Source organism: Terrimonas rubra (assembly GCF_042686025.1).
GTDB lineage: Bacteria > Bacteroidota > Bacteroidia > Chitinophagales > Chitinophagaceae > Terrimonas > Terrimonas rubra.
Genome location: NZ_JBHUOZ010000001.1, coordinates 1,921,594 through 1,938,432 on the forward strand (window position 1 = coordinate 1,921,594; position 16,839 = coordinate 1,938,432).

Genomic DNA, 16,839 nt, shown 5'->3' on the forward strand with positions numbered 1-16,839 from the left:
GCAAATTTACTTAATGCTTCCGGCATTGCGATGGGTAACGGGAAAACTGCGTGATCATTAACTGTATTTATTCTATTATTTCTTTATATGATAACCAGGTAAGGGTGTTCTATGTAAATAGTTGTACTTAAAACAAGTAGTACTTATATAGTTTGCGTTATAAAATATTAAAAATGAAGCAGGTACTATGTTTTTTGCTAAAAAATAATTAGGTTTGAAAAATTACAAAACCTGTTAAGCCATGCTCACCCGCCACCTTTTGTTAGTAACTTCCGTGTTACTGTTATCGTTGTGTACCTATGCGCAGGATAAGTCGCCTCATAAATACGGAAAAGTAACCCCCGACGATTTTAAAACCAAGATTTATAGTATTGACTCAAGTGCAAATGCAGTTGTTATTGCTCATATTGGTTCTACGGAACTGGTAGGTAATTCCAAAGGCTGGTTTTCCCTCGAATTCAAAGTATATAAACGCATGCATATCCTGAATAAAAACGGTTATGATATTGCCAATGTTAATATACAGCTTTATACAAACGGGCAAAGCGAGGAAAAACTGGATAAGTTAAAGGCGACTACCTATAACCTGGAAGATGGGAAAGTAGTGGCTACCAAACTGGAAAACAAGTCAGGTGTGTTTAAAGATAAACTTTCTAAAAACCACGTGTTGAACAAATTCACTTTTCCCAATGTAAAAGAAGGCTCTATTATAGAATATGAATATCAGATCACTTCTGATTTTTTATTTAACCTGCAACCATGGGAGTTCCAGGGAAGTTATCCCCGTTTATGGAGCGAATACAATGTTTCCATGCCCCAGTTTTTTTATTATGTAACATTGATCCAGGGATACCAGCCTTTTCATATAAGAGATCAAAAGAACCGGAGAGAAAATTATACGATAACAGATGTGGGAACCAGTATGAGCACCGAACGATACAATATTGCTTCCGGTGTTACTGATTTCAGGTGGGTAATGAAGGAGGTACCGGCTTTAAAGGAAGAATCGTTTACTTCCACGCTGGACAACCATATTGCAAAAATTGAATTTCAATTAGCAGAAAAAAGGGATCCGTTGGTATACCAGAAAATTATGGGCTCCTGGCCTGATGCTACCAAACAATTACTGGAGGATGAAGATTTTGGTACTGTTTTAAGCAAAGACAATAACTGGTTAAATGAAACCTTACAATCAATCACACTAACAAGCGATTCAAAAGAGGATAAGGCCAGGAAGATATACAGTTTTGTAAGAGACAATTTTATTTGTAGCAGCAGGGGGAGTATTTATCCAAAACAATCCATGCGGGACGTATTGAAAAAAAGAAATGGTACCGTTGCGGAGTTGAATATGCTGTTGGTTTGCTTATTACGTAAAGCCGATATTACGGCCGACCCGGTGTTAATGAGTACAAGGGGTAATTCGGCCATGTATTCTATGTACCCGATAATGGACAGGGTAAACTATGTAATAGCGCAGGTAACGCTGGATGATAAATCCTACTATTTAGACGCCAGTGAGCCCTACTACGGCTTCGGTAAACTTGATTATAGCTGTTATAACGGGCATGCGCGGGTAGTAAATAAATCAGCGGACCCTTTACATTTTTCAGCCGATTCTTTATATGAAAAAAAGCTGACCTCCATGTTCTTTATTTATGATAAAGACAATGGATTTAAAGGAACCCTGCAACAAAATCTCGGGCAGTTTGAATCTGCAATGATCCGTGGAAAAATAAAAAACAAAGGCCGCGACCAGGTATTTGCTGACATAAGAAAGGAATACGCTGCCGAAACGGAATTAAGTGAAGAGAAAATAGATTCCTTAACCAATTACGATCAGCCGTTAGGCATTAAATACGATCTTAAGTTAAAAGGTTTTGATGAGGATATCATTTATTTCAGCCCGTTGTTTGCCGAAGGTTATAAAACCAATCCTTTTAAATCTGCAGAAAGGTTCTATCCGGTGGAAATGCCATACTGTATGGATGAAACCTTTTTGCTACGTATGGATATTCCTGAAGGATATAAGATAGACGAGCTGCCCAAATCCATGATGTTGAAATTAAATGAAGAGGGCGATGGTGTTTTTGAATATCGTATTGCTGCTTCGGGTGATGCCATTTCCCTGCGTGCACGCCTGACCATAAAAAGAACTTATTTTAGTCCTGATGAATACGAAATGCTGCGGGAGTTTTTTAATGTTGTGGTTAAAAAACAAAATGAACAAATAGTATTTAAAAAGAAATAACACCGGCTGATGAAAAAAATAAGTACAATAACAGTAATCGTTTGCTCCCTGCTTACCTCCGTACTATTTGCCAATAACGGCGATTACGCGGTTAGTAATATTCCGGCAGCCTTACTGGCAAATGCCAATGCGGTAATACGCTTAGAAGAGGAGAAGTTTAACCTGGTGAATGAAGGGGAGGCCATTTCGCAAAGAACATTTGTTGTTACTATATTAAATGAGAACGGTGATAAGTTTTCCGGTTTTTTTGATTACTATAACAGTTTCCGGGATATTCGTTCGGTGGAAGGCAACCTGTATGATGCTTCCGGGAAAAAAATAAGAAGTTTAAAAAAGAAAGACATACAGGACCTGAGCGGGGTGAGTGAAGGGAGCTTAATGGATAATGACCGCATTAAACAACACAGTTTTTACTACAAAGTATATCCGTATACTGTGGAGTACATTGTAGAGGTAAAACAAAACGGTACGATGTTTTACCCGTCCTGGCGACCCCAGGATGCGGAATACTTAGCGATACAAAAAAGTATCTTTCGTATTGCAACCCCCGAAGCCTACCAGTTCAGGCATAAAACCTATAACTATGAGGGCAAGCCCGCCGTTACCAGTGAAAAAGGAAAAACGCTTTATACCTGGCAAGCTGAAAATTTGCCCGCATTTGTAAAAGAACCTTATGCACCCGAGATCAGTAGTTTTACACCATTGGTGTTAGTGGGGCCTACTGCTTTTGAAATGGAAAAATACAAAGGCAATATGAATACCTGGAAAGACTTCGGGTTATTTGTTTACCAGTTGATTGCCAATCGCGATCAATTACCGGATAATGTAAAGACAAAAGTGCACCAGTTGGTAGACGGCATCACGGATCCGGAGGAAAAGGTGAAAATATTATACAATTATCTACAAAATAACTCCCGCTATATCAGTATCCAGTTAGGTATTGGTGGCTGGCAACCCTTTGATGCCCGGTTTGTAGCGGAAAAAAAGTACGGCGATTGTAAAGCGCTTACCAACTTTATGCTGGCTTTGTTAAAGGAAGCAGGAATTAAATCGGATTATGCGTTAATACGTGCCGGTGATGGCGGAGGGAAGATATACGATGATTTTCCGACGCAACAATTCAATCATGTTATTTTATGTGTACCGATGCAGAAAGACACTATCTGGTTGGAATGTACCAGCCAGGATGTCTCCGCCGGGTATATGGGTAGCTTTACCGGGAACCGTTATGCTTTACTGGTAAATGAAAAAGGAGGACATTTGGTACGTACACCTGCTTATGCGGCTTTGGATAACAGGCAGGTACGTGTTATTGATGCTACACTGCTGCCGGACGCTACTTTAAAAATAAAAACCAGGAATCTTTACACAGGTCTGCAGCAGGATGATATACATTCCATGATCAGCAGTTTATCAAAAGATAAAGTAAAAGAATACCTGCATGACAACTTTAATTTAAGTACTTACGATATAAATAATTTTGATTACAAAATAGAAAAGCAATTGATACCGGCTATACAGGAAGCCCTGGATATTACTGTTTATAATTATGCCACCATTACCGGCAAAAGATTATTTATTACACCTAATATACTCACACGCTCCGGCAGCCGGCCGCAGGCTAATGATAAGCGTAAATACGATGTTTACCTCTCCATGCCTTATGTGGATGTTGATTCGGTGACCATTGCCATACCCACCGGTTATAAAACAGAATCGGTGCCGAAAGAGGTAAGTCTTCAGTCAAAATTCGGCACCTATACAGTAAGTTGTAAAGTAATGGCCGATAAGATCATTTATTACCGGAAAATGCAACTGGACAGCGGCTTATACCCGGCTGCAACCTATAATGAACTTGTCAGTTTTTATCAGTCGGTGTACCAGGCCGACAGAACAAGGATCGTATTGGTAAAAGACGAGGAGGAGAAAAAAGCTTTTTAAGGACATTGCGATTTAAACTCCTTATCCGTGATCGCTTTGATCTCTTTTGTTACTATAGCGCCTTCCAGGCGTTGTGGCTCTTTTACAAGGCTCACATAACCGTATTGTTTACACATGTCAATAGTAAGGGTATTGCCCTCAAAATCAAATAAACTGATGGATGCGGCACTGTCATTGGTAGTGGTATTGCCCCATCCGGCTAAAGTATAGGGCATGCCTTCTGTTAACCTGGAGGCAGTTTTAATTACGCCACTGGTAGTGTGGATTTTAAACAGTTCGTCTACCGATTCACTGCTCAATACCTGTTTGCCTTTATACGTTCCTTTATTGAGTAATACACGTACCAGGATGGCCATATCTTCCGCACTGCTGTTAGCGCCATCTGCCGGTCTTACGGCCGAAAAGTCGGTATTATTGAAGTTGGTGCGGCGCATACCCAGCGGCGACAGCAAATATTGCTTCACCAGTACTTCAAACTTTCGTTTACCTACTACTTCCAGTACTCTCCCCGCAATATTGGGCCCGGCCAGGCCATAACTGAAAGCCTCGCCTGCATTATAATCAATCTCTCTCGAAGCAAAATGATCGGCCAGTTCTTCCAGCGACTTAAATTTTTTAGCATAACGGGAGCCGGCTTTTTCCTGTTTAATGCCTGTATAATGTGATAAACAGTGACGGATGGTAATATAATTCTTATTGTAACGGGCAAAAGAAGGGATATAAGTGGCTATTTTATCATCCAGGGATATTTTTCCTTCCTCCACAAATTTCATCACCAGCATGGCGGTTATCAGCTGGCTGCAGTCACCTATGGGCAAAACGGTTTTGGTACTATGTACATCACCCGCTTCTTTTTTATAAATACTGGTATCGGCATTGGTGATAACAGCAACAAAATTACCACCCAGTTGTTTTTGTTTTGATGTAAGCAGGCTGCTTAATTCACTATCATTAAACGATTGGGCGTTTACCAACTGAAATAATAGCAGGAATGCTCCGATAAAACTGAATTTCAGGCAGTTAAATTGAAATTTATATGACATAGTTGCTTGTTTTTTGATATGGATTGTGATTTGATATACCTGTACCAGTAAAGAAAACCTGCTTACCGGCAGGCAACTAAAATAATATTAAAAAGCTAATATTCATCACCATGACCTGTTAATTAATATAGCGGGTATGTTTTACAGGCAATGTTATTGAACCGGTATGAAGGATTTTGTTGAAGAGTGACCTGTAAGCAGGAAAATTGAATAAGAAAATCAGGCATTAAAAATGCTGTAATAAATAAACTATCCAACTACAATAAAAATTAAAATATGAACTTAGGAAATTTTACCATCAAAGCAGCCGAAGCGTTTCAACAGGCGCAGCAAATTGCTTTTAATGCACAAGCTCCTAATATTGAAACAGAGCATATATTAAAAGCATTACTGGAGCAACAGGATTCGCCGGTTGACTATTTATTAAAAAAGAACAATGTTACCATTAACTTACTGGATAGTAAGTTAGATGACAGTATTGCCCGGTTACCCAAAACCTCGGGTGATGCCGCTCAGCAGATCAGCCGTGATGCCAATAATGTGGTATTGCGTGCCGGTGCCGTGGTGAAACAATTCAATGATGAATTTGTAACCCCCGAGCATATACTGTTGGCCATTGTGCAGGGAAATGACAATGCTGCCAAATTATTAAAGGAAGCAGGCCTGACCGAATCGGGTTTGGTAACAGCGATTAAAGACCTGCGAAAGGGAGAGACGGTTACTTCGCAAACCCAGTCGCAGGAGTTTAATGCCTTGAATAAATATGCCAAGAACTTAAATGAACTGGCAAGACAAGGTAAACTGGACCCTGTTATCGGCCGTGACGAAGAGATCCGCCGTACCCTGCATATATTATCACGCCGTACGAAAAATAACCCTATCCTGGTTGGTGAACCCGGTGTAGGTAAAACCGCTATTGCCGAAGGTATAGCACACCGTATTGTAAATGGTGATGTACCGGAGAACCTGAAGTCAAAAATTATCTATGCACTGGATATGGGATTATTGATAGCCGGTGCAAAATATAAAGGTGAATTTGAAGAAAGGTTGAAAGCTGTAGTAAAAGAAGTGACCGGCAGTGACGGCGAAATTATTTTGTTTATCGATGAGATCCATACCCTGGTGGGCGCCGGTGGTGGTGAAGGTGCTATGGATGCGGCCAATATTTTAAAACCAGCCCTGGCCCGTGGTGAGTTAAGGGCTGTAGGTGCCACAACTTTAAATGAGTACCAGAAATTCTTTGAAAAAGATAAGGCCCTGGAGCGGCGTTTTCAACGCGTATTGATTGATGAGCCTTCAGTGGAAGATGCTATTTCTATTTTACGTGGCCTGAAAGATAAATACGAAACACACCACCACGTGCGCATTAAAGATGAAGCTATTATTGCGGCAGTTGAATTATCTGACCGGTATATTACCGATCGTTTTTTACCGGATAAAGCAATTGACCTGATAGATGAAAGTGCAGCAAAGCTCAGGCTGGAAATGAACAGTATGCCGGAAGAGCTGGATACCCTGGAAAGGCAGATCCGTCAACTGGAAATTGAACGGGAAGCTATCAAACGGGAGAACGATGAAGCGAAATTAAAACAGTTGAATACCGATATCGCTAACCTCTCTGTACAGCGCGATACATTCAAAGCCAAATGGGCTGAAGAAAAAGAGATCGTGGATAAAATACAGAATGCCAAAGCCAGCATCGAACAATTAAAACTGGAAGCGGAGAAAGCGGAGAGGGAAGGTGATTACGGAAAAGTTGCGGAGATCAGGTATGGTAAAGTAAAAGAACAGGAGCAGTTAATTACTGCAGAAACACAGCGACTGAACGATATCAGCGAAAAAAGGCTACTGAAAGAAGAAGTAGATGCAGAGGATATTGCAGAAAGTGTAGGCAAGGCAACGGGTATACCTGTAACAAAAATGTTACAAAGCGATAAGGAAAAACTGTTACACCTGGAAGCTCACCTGCATGAACGTGTAGTAGGGCAGGATGAAGCTATTACGGCATTGGCCGATGCTATCCGCCGTAGCCGTGCGGGCCTGCATGATCCGCGTAAACCTATTGGTTCGTTCATCTTTTTGGGAACTACCGGTGTGGGTAAAACCGAACTGGCCAAAGCCCTGGCTGAATACCTGTTCAACGACGAAAGTATGATGACCCGTATTGACATGAGTGAATACCAGGAAAAACATACGGTAAGCCGTTTGGTGGGTGCGCCTCCGGGATATGTGGGTTATGATGAAGGTGGACAATTAACCGAAGCTGTAAGACGTAAACCCTATAGCGTAGTGTTGCTGGATGAGATTGAGAAAGCACACCCGGATGTATGGAATGTATTACTGCAGGTGTTGGATGACGGCCGTTTAACTGATAATAAAGGCCGTGTGGTGAACTTTAAAAATACCATCATCATCATGACCAGTAATATCGGTAGTCATTTGATATCCGATGCTTTTGATGGTGTAAGTGATGCCAACCTGGAAGACGCAGCAGAAAAAGCAAAATCTGATGTAATGAATTTATTGCGTCAAACCATTCGTCCTGAGTTCTTAAACAGGGTTGATGATATTATCATGTTCCAGCCTTTACGGAAAAAACAAATTGAGGCTATTGTAAAAATACAATTACGGCAGTTAAGTGACCTGGTAGCTAAAAACGGTATACAGCTTGAGTTTAGTGATTATGCACTGGAGTTTTTAGCGGAGCAGGGATTTGATCCGCAATTCGGGGCCAGGCCTTTAAAAAGACTGATCCAGAAAGAAATTGTAAATGGCCTGAGTAAAAAAATACTGGCAGGTGATGTGGACAGAACCCATCCTGTATTGATAGATGTGTTTGACAATACGGTGGTGTTCAGAAATGAAACATCGTCGGAAAAAGTGTAGCGTAGGATGGAGTGACAGTGAACGATGAATGTGGGAGTAAGAATGAGCTGGCCGGTTTACCGGTCAGCTCATATTGTTTATAGCGCTTCTCAATGCTCAAACTTCTTGATCGCCTTTTCGGCACGGTTGATGGCGATCTGTTTTTTATAATTGAACCATTTATCCTTACGCCAGATACGCATCAGGTTATCAAATCGTCGTGTGATAAATAAATTACGTGCTCCCTGTAAACGCTGTATATAAGAGTTTGATAAAGCACGGTGGCTGACTGAATAGCCCTGTGTTTCGTATTGAATATAATGCCAGTAATGAGCCGGCATAAACAGGGTATCACCAAAATGTAAGGTACACTCCCAGCCGTGCAAATACTTTAACGCCGGAAATTTTTCGTAATCCGGATTTTTCAGATCGGCAATGCCGTGAAAGTTATAAGGAAGTTTGTATAAAAGGTCCGATTGTTCCGGCGGGAACAGCCATACTTTTTTAGCCCCTTCAAATTGGGATAGAAATACATGGCTGATATCGATATCAAAATGATAACGGGTGCTGGATCCCTCACCTCCAAAGAACATAAAGGGTAGTGATGATAAAATATTACTGGTAACCCTGTTAATGACCAGCTGTTTTTTGAATTCCGGTCTTTCGGTTAACAGGTTAAAAAGAAATAACCTGGCTTCTGTGGGGCCCGCCTGTATATAATCCAGGTATTCCGAAAACTTCATCTTTTTAGCCGCCTGACTGACGACCTTATCGGGGTGGGCATTTTCATGACCATGTACCGATACGATCAGGTCGCCTGCCTGCTCTTTAAAATAATCATAGTTCCATAATTGTAAAGCCGGGCTGTCTTTTAAAAAGTCCTTTATAATAACAGGTGTTCCGGTCTTAACATACTGCTCGGTAAAATCTTTTTTGTTGATCCCCGAGATACTGTCAATGGGAAGAAGCTGCATCGTATAAAATTTTATTAGTCTACTAAATTGGTAGGGTAAAGTTAATGAAAATGCAATTAGGATGATTGTTTTTGCAAACCGTTAACATTTTAAGGGAAAAGGGGAAGTTTAAAATAGGTGCAGGACGCTACCAACTGTTAGTGTTGTGTCGGTGAATAAGGTTTCTGGCTTCAGGGATAGCCATATTTTAGCCCGCTTTTTAAACTTTTTAGCAATTAAACCGTCCCTGTGAAAGGATTTTTTATAAACAGCTTCTAATACTCAAAATCTACATTTTGTCAGCCACCAAACTACTCATACTGCCTTTCCTCCTGTTATCCCTCACCCTCTTTGCTCAAAAAAAGGTAGACATAACGGGAATAGCCATTGATTCAGCCGGTACTAAACTTTCCGGTGCTACTATCAAAGCGATGAATGCGAAGGATAGTGTTTTCGCGTTTACCGATAAAGACGGAAAGTTTGCATTGAGTATTACGCCATTATTCCCGGTTGATATTACGATCAGCCTGGTGGGGTATATTCCTTATACAAAAAGAGTGAACACTATACCTATTGGCACAGACGGTATCAGGCTGGACTCTGTGTTAATGGAAACAGATGTGGCGTTACTGCCCGGTGTGGAAGTGACTTCCGTACAGCCCATAGTAGTAAAGGAAGATACTATTGAATACAATGCCAGGGCCTATAAAGTAGAAGAAGGCGCACCGGTAGAGGACGCGATTAAAAAAATGCCCGGCCTGGAAGTAGGCAAAGATGGTGCCATTACGGCCCAGGGAAAACCGGTGTCCAGGGTACGGGTGAACGGAAAAGATTTCTTTGGCGGTGATGTACAAACCGCCACTAAGAATTTACCTGCTGATATTATTGAGAATATACAGATCATTGATGATTATGGCGATGAGGCCAATCTTACCGGGATCAAAACCGGTGAACCAGAAAAAATAATTAATATCAATATCCAGAAGAATAAGAACCGTGGTTTTTTTGGTAATGCCAGTGCTTCGGCCGGGGATAAGGGACGTTTTGGTTCCGGCATTTCGGCCAACTTATTCCGTGATGAAACCCAGATCAATTTCCTGGGTTCGGTTAACAATACCAATGCCGACCTGTTTAATTTTAATGGAGGTGGCCGTGGTGGCGGTAACCGCGGTGGTAATAACTTCGGGAATGAGAGCCGTGGCGGTGGTGGCGGCAATGGTATTACGTTATCACAGTCGGCAGGGTTGAATTACCGGAGCAATATTGGTAAAAAAGTTACGATCAACGGAAGTTATAGTTTTTCGGCCCGGCACCTGAATGCGGAAAGCAGTTCGTACAGGCAGGATCTGAACCCCTCTAATGTCATTACCACGAACAGCCAGAACAGGAGTCATAATTCCAGTTACAACCACCGTATAACAGCGGATATAGAATACCGTATGGATTCTGCGAATTATTTTAAATTCACTCCCTATTTATCATTGTCAAACTCCTCCTCGGAAAGTGCAGGTACTTCCCAGATCAGGAGAACGCTTTACCATACCGATAATATATTCCAGTCCTCCGGCAACTCTACTGCACCAAACGGCGGTGGTAATATAATGTACCATCACGCTTTTCGTAAAAAAGGTCGCAGTATTAATATTTCAACCGGGGTTAATATTTCTTACAGTGAACAGAACAGGGAAAGCCTGAATGACTATCATAATATCGATTATGATTCCAGCGGCAATATCATCAGGCAGATGGATACGCTCCAGTCACAACGCATCTTTACAGAAAATAAGAACACCACTACCAATATCAACCTGTCATACAACGAACCGGTTAATAAGCGTAAAACCATGTTCTTGGAGCTGAGCTACCGCTGGAATCAATCCAATACCGAGAATGTACGGGAGGTAGATGATATTGATCCTTTTACCAATGAAGCCACTACGAATATTGCGCAGACCAATTATTTCGATTATAAATTTACCACGCATCGTGCCGGTATTAATTTTAAAGGCAGGGAAACAAAATATAATTATACTGTGGGGCTGGTAGTGCAGCCGAGTATATTGACCGGTCAGTCGGTAGGTAAGGATATTGCTACCAGTTATAAAAACCTGAACTGGATACCCACGGCCAGGTTTGTTTATAACTTTGCACGCAGCCACAGCTTAACGGTAACTTATGACGGATCGAGCCGTGAACCGGGTTTTAACCAGCTGCAACCTGTATACGATAGTTCCAATTTAAACAATGTATCGGTAGGTAACCCCAATCTCCAGGCCGAGTTTACTTCCCGGTTCGGTTTAAACTATAATAAGTTTGATAACAAGGCGGGTACCTCACTTTTTGCCAACCTGAATTTTGACCAGACCCAGGATAAAATTGTATCCAGCAGGGTAAACAATAAAGTGGGTACGGGACGTACTACTTCTTATATCAATACCAATGGCTTTTATAACCTGGGCGGTAATGCTGGTTATACCAAACCATTTAATAACAGGAAATATTCGGTAACCCTGGGTGTAAATGGTAATTTTAGTAACAATATCACATTTGTAGATGGCATGCGTAATAACGGTAATACCTGGCGTTTATCGCCCCGGACCAGTTTTCGTTTAGACCTGGAAGGCATTATTGACGTTGCTGCGAATGTAAGCTACTCTTTTCAGCAGATCATTACCCGTTATGATACCGGGGGTAAAAGGGTGAGCGATAACGAAACTTTACAGTTGGGATTAAGTGGCAAAAACTATATTAAAAAACAATGGATATTCGGGTACGATGTTTCCAAGATGATGAACTTTGGTTTACAGGGGAACGTCAATGCCAATCCGTTAATCATTAACCTTTCGGCAGAATACCGTTTTCTTAAACGGCAAATGGCGGCCATCCGTTTCCAGGCATTTGACCTGTTAAATGAGAATGCCGATATCCGCCGCACCATCAACGGCGATATTACTACCGATAGCCGTACCAATCGCCTGGCCCGTTACTTTTTGCTGACGCTGAATTTCCGAATACAGAAATTTACCGGTAGCGGAAATGGCAATAACCCCGGCAGAAGGGGAGAGGGCATGAGGCCGGGTGGAGGTAATCGCGGTGGCGGTGGTAACAGTGGCGGCGGAAGAGGAAACAGGCCGTAGTACAACATTAAAAAAGGCTTATACCATGTATAAGCCTTTTTTAATAATAGTTTTTGCCGGTTAGTACCAGGCCTGAATATTAAGGAACGATCATTGTTTTTGTATCAATACCATGTACACTGAAATAACCCAATGCGCCGCCTTTGATATTGGTTACCGGGTTTGCCGGTGTGGCCTGGCCACTGCCGCCGGTAGCACTGCGATCAAGACTAAACCAGTATTTATATATATCGGGGGTGATGCTCAGCATTTCTACCCGTACATGGTCACCGCTTTTTAATTCTGGTGCATCTTCATCTCCATCATCGCTGAAATAAAACAGGCTGGATTCGGTGATTCTACCATCACTATAGTCATCATTCCGTATCAGGTTACCACTGATCTTATTCCCATTAAAATATTGTATATACCGGTAATTATTACCCAGGCCTACAGGATCCGGATGTACTACGGTCACGATCTTTCTTGTTTCACCGAACAGCGTTTCATCTTTTGCAAAGATGGTATCTATTAAAACCGGCTGCGCCATCGTGCTATTCGCTGTAAAGGTTTGGCCGGCTACCGTTACTTTAAGTTCGTAGTTATTGCCGGTTGCCCCTATCAGCGCCGGGGCGGTGTATTGACCGGGTGTACTTGTCTCTGTTAAAGGTGTAACGGTAGTACCGTTGGTAGTGATGGTAATGGTGGCACCGCTGATTCCGGGGAAAGTGTTATCCTCGTCAAAATCTTTGGTTTGCGATAGTAAGACCACGCAGCCGCCGGCCTTATTGGTGAGATTGGCTTCAATAACGTATTTTTTTTCAGCGGTGTTTAAATTAAGATCGATCACTTTTTCACAGGAGGTAAAAGAAGCAATACTGACCATTGCCAGGAGATAGATCCATGGCTTTCTGATTATTGTTGTAGCGTTATACAGGCTCATGGTACTAGAATTTGAAGTTGTAAGAAATGGAAGGAATGAACTTGAACAGGGCATATTGCACGGCCTCCGTTTTGGTAGGATCGTTCTCGTTATCCCTGAAATTAATGGTATAGGCATTCTCCCTGCCATAGGCATTGAACAGGCTAAAGCTAAGTTCAGATAACCTGTTCTTTTTGGCTTTCAATGTCCAGGTAGCACCGATATCCAAACGGTGGTAATCCGGCATGCGGTAACCATTACGTTCGGTGTAATAAAATATGGTTTGATCATTGATGCGGTATTTACCGGCAGGGAAGGTAACCGCATCACCGGTATAATATACCCAGGTAGCAGATAGTACCCATTTTTTATTGAGCTGGTAAGAGCCTACAATGGCTACATCATGCGTGCGGTCCTGGCGGGCATTATACCATTCGTTATTGTTGATACCCGGGATATTTTTTTCTGTTTTGGATAAGGTATAGCTTAACCAGCCGGTAAACTTACCGCTGGTTTTTTTCAATAACCATTCTAAACCATAAGCACGTCCTTTACCAAACAGCAATTGCGATTCAATGGCATCGCTGTTACTGAATACATCGGCACCGTCACGGTAATCGATCTGGTTTTTCATGTCTTTATAGTAGGCTTCCACCGTAAGTTCCAGTTGGCCCTTGATCAGGTCCTGGTAATACCCCACTGATACCTGGTCGGATATTTCTGGTTTGATAATATTCGTACTGGCGATCCACTTGTCCGTTGGATTGGAGGAAGTGGAGTTGGAAATAAGGTGTAAGCTTTGCGTATTACGTACATAAGAGGCTTTTACGGAAGTACGCGGATTAAGGATATAACTGAAGGCTACACGTGGTTCGGGATTATAATAGGTTTTTACAAATTCGCCACGGCCATAACTAAGTGTATCGGTCACTTTGCCATCGGCATCTATATTGTAAAAATCTCCTTTGCCCAAAATACTGAATGCCGACATACGCAGGCCATAGGTTACATTTAATTTGGGCGTCATCTTCCAGGTATCAGTTATGTACAGGGCATTTTCCCAGGAATATCTTTTTTGTAAAGAAGAGGAGTTGATGCCAGAATTGGCATCAGCCGTTACCCTGCCCGGCAGGATATTGTGGAAGATAGTATTGAGGCCTATCCGTACATTGTTTTTATTGCCGGCAAACCACTGGAACTCATGTTTCAGGTTCCAGTCCCTGATCTGCGAAAAAATATCAAACTTGTTGGCACCGCTCCTGATATTAATATTGTAGTTGTAGTTACTGTATATAACGGAGGTGTTGGAGAAAAGTTTGTTATTGTAAATATGGTTCCAGCGTAAGGTAGCAGTTGTATTACCCCAATCCAGCCCGAAGGTTTCACCTACGCCTAATACGTCTTTACCAAAGTAACCGGAAAGGTATATCTTGTCCTTTTCGCCCAACTGGTAGTTTAACTTGGCGTTAAAGTCGTAGAAGAACAATTTGTTGTTATTGATATTGGAATCACTGGACAGCTTTAAGAACATATCGGCATAGGTTCTTCTGCCGGTCAGCAAAAAAGAAGATTTATCTTTTTGCAAGGGACCTTCCACATTTAGTTTGGCAGATATTAAACCCAGTCCGCCGCTTACATTATAATCCTGGTTATTACCATCGTTCATCTTAATATCTAATACAGACGACAGGCGTCCGCCATACTGCGCAGGCATGGCTCCTTTGTACACCGTCATATCTTTAATGGCATCTGAATTGAAAGTAGAGAAAAAGCCCAGCAGGTGGGATGCGTTGTAAACCGGCGCTTCGTCCAGTAATATCAGGTTTTGATCGGCTGCGCCACCACGGACAAAGAAGCCGCTGTTACCATCGCCGGCCGATTTGATACCGGGTAATAACTGTACCGTTTTTAAAATGTCCCTTTCCCCGAATAATACCGGGATGTTTTTAATTTCCTTGGTAGACAACCTCTCCACACCCATCTGGGCATTGGTAAGGCTGCGGCCCCGGCTGGTAGCGGTTACTACTACATCTTCCAGGTCTTTTACTTCATCATCCAGGGCTATGTTCAGTTTCTGGTCCCGGGTAAGGGTTATTTCTTTTTCCTGCGATTGTAAACCTACAGCCGAAAAAATGACCTTGTATTTTCCTTCGGGCAGGGTGAGGGAGTAAAAACCATATTCGTTACTGTTGGTACCGAATTGACCGGCTATGATAGAAGCCCCGATGATCGTTTCACCTTTTCCTTTGGAGGTGATGGTACCACTGATGGTGAACTTTTGCTGGGCCTGGATATGGAAGCTGATGCCCAGTAAAAGCAAAAGAACTAATGATCTGCTCATGATTTTGGTATAATAAGGCGTGAAGTTAACAGGCATAGTTTTACAGGGAACGTATTAATTGTTAAATTTAAAATAACAGTGGTTGAGCGGTTATGGAAAACTTTGACCGGGCAACTTTATAATTTACCGAAGGTAATAGTGCTTGTACAAACAACATAACCGTTTACCAACAATGACGAAAAACTGACCTTTTAATTAACAAAGGTTAACCGGTTCCAGGAGTTCCCGGGGTTCAAAAGGTTCAAGAAGTTAAAGAGGTTCAAGGTTCAAAGAACCGTTCTTGTCTTTCCGGTTTCCGGCCTTTTCATACTGATGGATGCTATGCAGTACAAGTATGCGGCCCGCAACAATACTATTGAGACTTAGCACAACCAGGCTCCCGCCAGGGAGCATCAGGTACTGCGGCCGGTAACATGACCATTATTCCGCAAACTGGTACTGGTAATCAATACGGCCTGTCTGGTCTTTGTTCTTATCAAACAATACTTCTTTTGTTTTCAGGCCGGCATTATTAAATATATAACGCCAGATAATATAATCCCTAGTCACACTGCTTACCACCTGCGTTTTTTGAATTACCCGGTTGTTTTCATCGTATTCAAACATCAGTTCGGGCATCAGCATTTTAATACGGGTATTGTATCGTACAATATCGGTTAAACGGTTTTTATCATCATAATAATAATACAGCGGCTGGCCAAAAGGGAGGTTCAGGCGGTATTGTCTTTCTTCGCCTATATTGCCCTGTTCGTCACGGGCAAACCTGTATTCGGTTGTATCGGTTTTATTGATAATACGTTTCATGGTCAGCGGTAAACCATCGCTGGCATATTCCCAGGTAAATACTTCGGTCTGGTTGGTGTTGAGGGCGGGTTCAAATATATGTTTGGTAATAGCAGTAACCTGGTTTTTATTATTGTACCTGTATTGTATATTATTGATAATTCCCCCCGACGTATCGGCAATATCTACAACACGGAATTGTTCATCCACACGGGTATAAACGGTTGTTTTGGTCAGGCGGTCACGGGTGGTTTGCCTGATGATACGGTCGCGGTGGTTAATATCCTGCCAATCATTAAAATCGGTGTTTTTTTGCCCCCGGTTATTGTACTCCGTAGCGGTGATATTGGTGACTTTATTGTTGAACAGTGAAGCTATGGCCACATTATTTTCCCCTGTGGTAACAATGTCACGATAATAATACTGGCCAAAGGTATTTTGCTGATAAAGGAACACAATAAACAAAAACAAATACTTCATGAACAGGGGTTTAATTGGCAAATTTATATCATTTATGCAGTAAACGTAAAAAGCGCCCGGGTCGTGTATATTTGTACTATTATTTTATAAATAGTTCTGTACGGCATTTTATATCTTATCCGGGGACTACCTTTTTAAGCAAAT

The 16,839-nt window shown here is 41.9% G+C and carries 9 protein-coding genes; 4 read left to right on the plus strand and 5 right to left on the minus strand.

Annotated elements, in window-relative coordinates:
- Positions 1-241: 241 nt before the first annotated feature.
- The gene (locus tag ACFS6H_RS08110) at positions 242-2,251 is read left to right on the plus strand and encodes a DUF3857 domain-containing protein (protein WP_386097076.1); all 2,010 of its coding nucleotides are present in this window, start codon (positions 242-244) and stop codon (positions 2,249-2,251) included.
- 9 nt (positions 2,252-2,260) lie between these two features.
- Positions 2,261-4,192 (plus strand): DUF3857 domain-containing transglutaminase family protein, encoded by a 1,932-nt coding sequence (locus ACFS6H_RS08115; RefSeq protein WP_386097078.1) that lies wholly within the window; start codon positions 2,261-2,263, stop codon positions 4,190-4,192.
- Here ACFS6H_RS08115 and ACFS6H_RS08120 read toward each other — a convergent pair.
- The gene (locus tag ACFS6H_RS08120) at positions 4,189-5,235 is read right to left on the minus strand and encodes a serine hydrolase domain-containing protein (RefSeq protein WP_386097080.1); all 1,047 of its coding nucleotides are present in this window, start codon (positions 5,233-5,235) and stop codon (positions 4,189-4,191) included. The genes ACFS6H_RS08115 and ACFS6H_RS08120 overlap by 4 nt on opposite strands.
- A gap of 276 nt (positions 5,236-5,511) precedes the next feature.
- Between ACFS6H_RS08120 and clpB the strand changes: the two genes are divergently transcribed.
- Positions 5,512-8,121, plus strand: coding sequence for an ATP-dependent chaperone ClpB (gene clpB / locus ACFS6H_RS08125; protein ID WP_386097082.1), 2,610 nt, complete (start codon positions 5,512-5,514; stop codon positions 8,119-8,121).
- 89 nt (positions 8,122-8,210) lie between these two features.
- Here the strand turns inward: clpB and ACFS6H_RS08130 are convergent, their stop codons facing one another.
- Positions 8,211-9,074, minus strand: coding sequence for a cupin-like domain-containing protein (locus ACFS6H_RS08130; RefSeq protein ID WP_386097084.1), 864 nt, complete (start codon positions 9,072-9,074; stop codon positions 8,211-8,213).
- A gap of 275 nt (positions 9,075-9,349) precedes the next feature.
- Here ACFS6H_RS08130 and ACFS6H_RS08135 point away from each other — a divergent pair, with 275 nt between their 5' ends.
- On the plus strand, positions 9,350-12,190 hold the full coding sequence (locus ACFS6H_RS08135) for an outer membrane beta-barrel protein (RefSeq protein ID WP_386097086.1): 2,841 nt from the start codon (positions 9,350-9,352) through the stop codon (positions 12,188-12,190).
- Between the two features lie 79 nt (positions 12,191-12,269).
- On the opposite strand, the gene ACFS6H_RS08140 is transcribed toward ACFS6H_RS08135, so the two are convergent.
- The 3 genes from ACFS6H_RS08140 to ACFS6H_RS08150 all read right to left on the minus strand — a co-directional run bounded on the left by ACFS6H_RS08140 (position 12,270) and on the right by ACFS6H_RS08150 (position 16,695).
- Positions 12,270-13,112, minus strand: coding sequence for a DUF4249 family protein (locus ACFS6H_RS08140; RefSeq protein WP_386097088.1), 843 nt, complete (start codon positions 13,110-13,112; stop codon positions 12,270-12,272).
- A gap of 4 nt (positions 13,113-13,116) precedes the next feature.
- A complete protein-coding gene (locus ACFS6H_RS08145; RefSeq protein WP_386097090.1) occupies positions 13,117-15,432 on the minus strand; it encodes a TonB-dependent receptor in 2,316 nt (771 codons plus the stop codon).
- Between the two features lie 420 nt (positions 15,433-15,852).
- Positions 15,853-16,695 (minus strand): hypothetical protein, encoded by an 843-nt coding sequence (locus tag ACFS6H_RS08150; RefSeq protein ID WP_386097092.1) that lies wholly within the window; start codon positions 16,693-16,695, stop codon positions 15,853-15,855.
- Between the last annotated feature and the right edge of the window lie 144 nt (positions 16,696-16,839).

Excerpts from the sequence above, each read along its gene's own strand:
- ACFS6H_RS08130 (WP_386097084.1), bottom strand. The coding sequence starts at position 9,074 with ATGCAGCTTCTTCCCATTGACAGTATCTCGGGGATCAACAAAAAAGAT.
- ACFS6H_RS08145 (WP_386097090.1), bottom strand. The coding sequence starts at position 15,432 with ATGAGCAGATCATTAGTTCTTTTGCTTTTACTGGGCATCAGCTTCCAT.
- ACFS6H_RS08150 (WP_386097092.1), bottom strand. The coding sequence starts at position 16,695 with ATGAAGTATTTGTTTTTGTTTATTGTGTTCCTTTATCAGCAAAATACC.
- ACFS6H_RS08120 (WP_386097080.1), bottom strand. The coding sequence starts at position 5,235 with ATGTCATATAAATTTCAATTTAACTGCCTGAAATTCAGTTTTATCGGA.
- ACFS6H_RS08115 (WP_386097078.1), top strand. The coding sequence starts at position 2,261 with ATGAAAAAAATAAGTACAATAACAGTAATCGTTTGCTCCCTGCTTACC.
- clpB (WP_386097082.1), top strand. The coding sequence starts at position 5,512 with ATGAACTTAGGAAATTTTACCATCAAAGCAGCCGAAGCGTTTCAACAG.
- ACFS6H_RS08140 (WP_386097088.1), bottom strand. The coding sequence starts at position 13,112 with ATGAGCCTGTATAACGCTACAACAATAATCAGAAAGCCATGGATCTAT.
- ACFS6H_RS08110 (WP_386097076.1), top strand. The coding sequence starts at position 242 with ATGCTCACCCGCCACCTTTTGTTAGTAACTTCCGTGTTACTGTTATCG.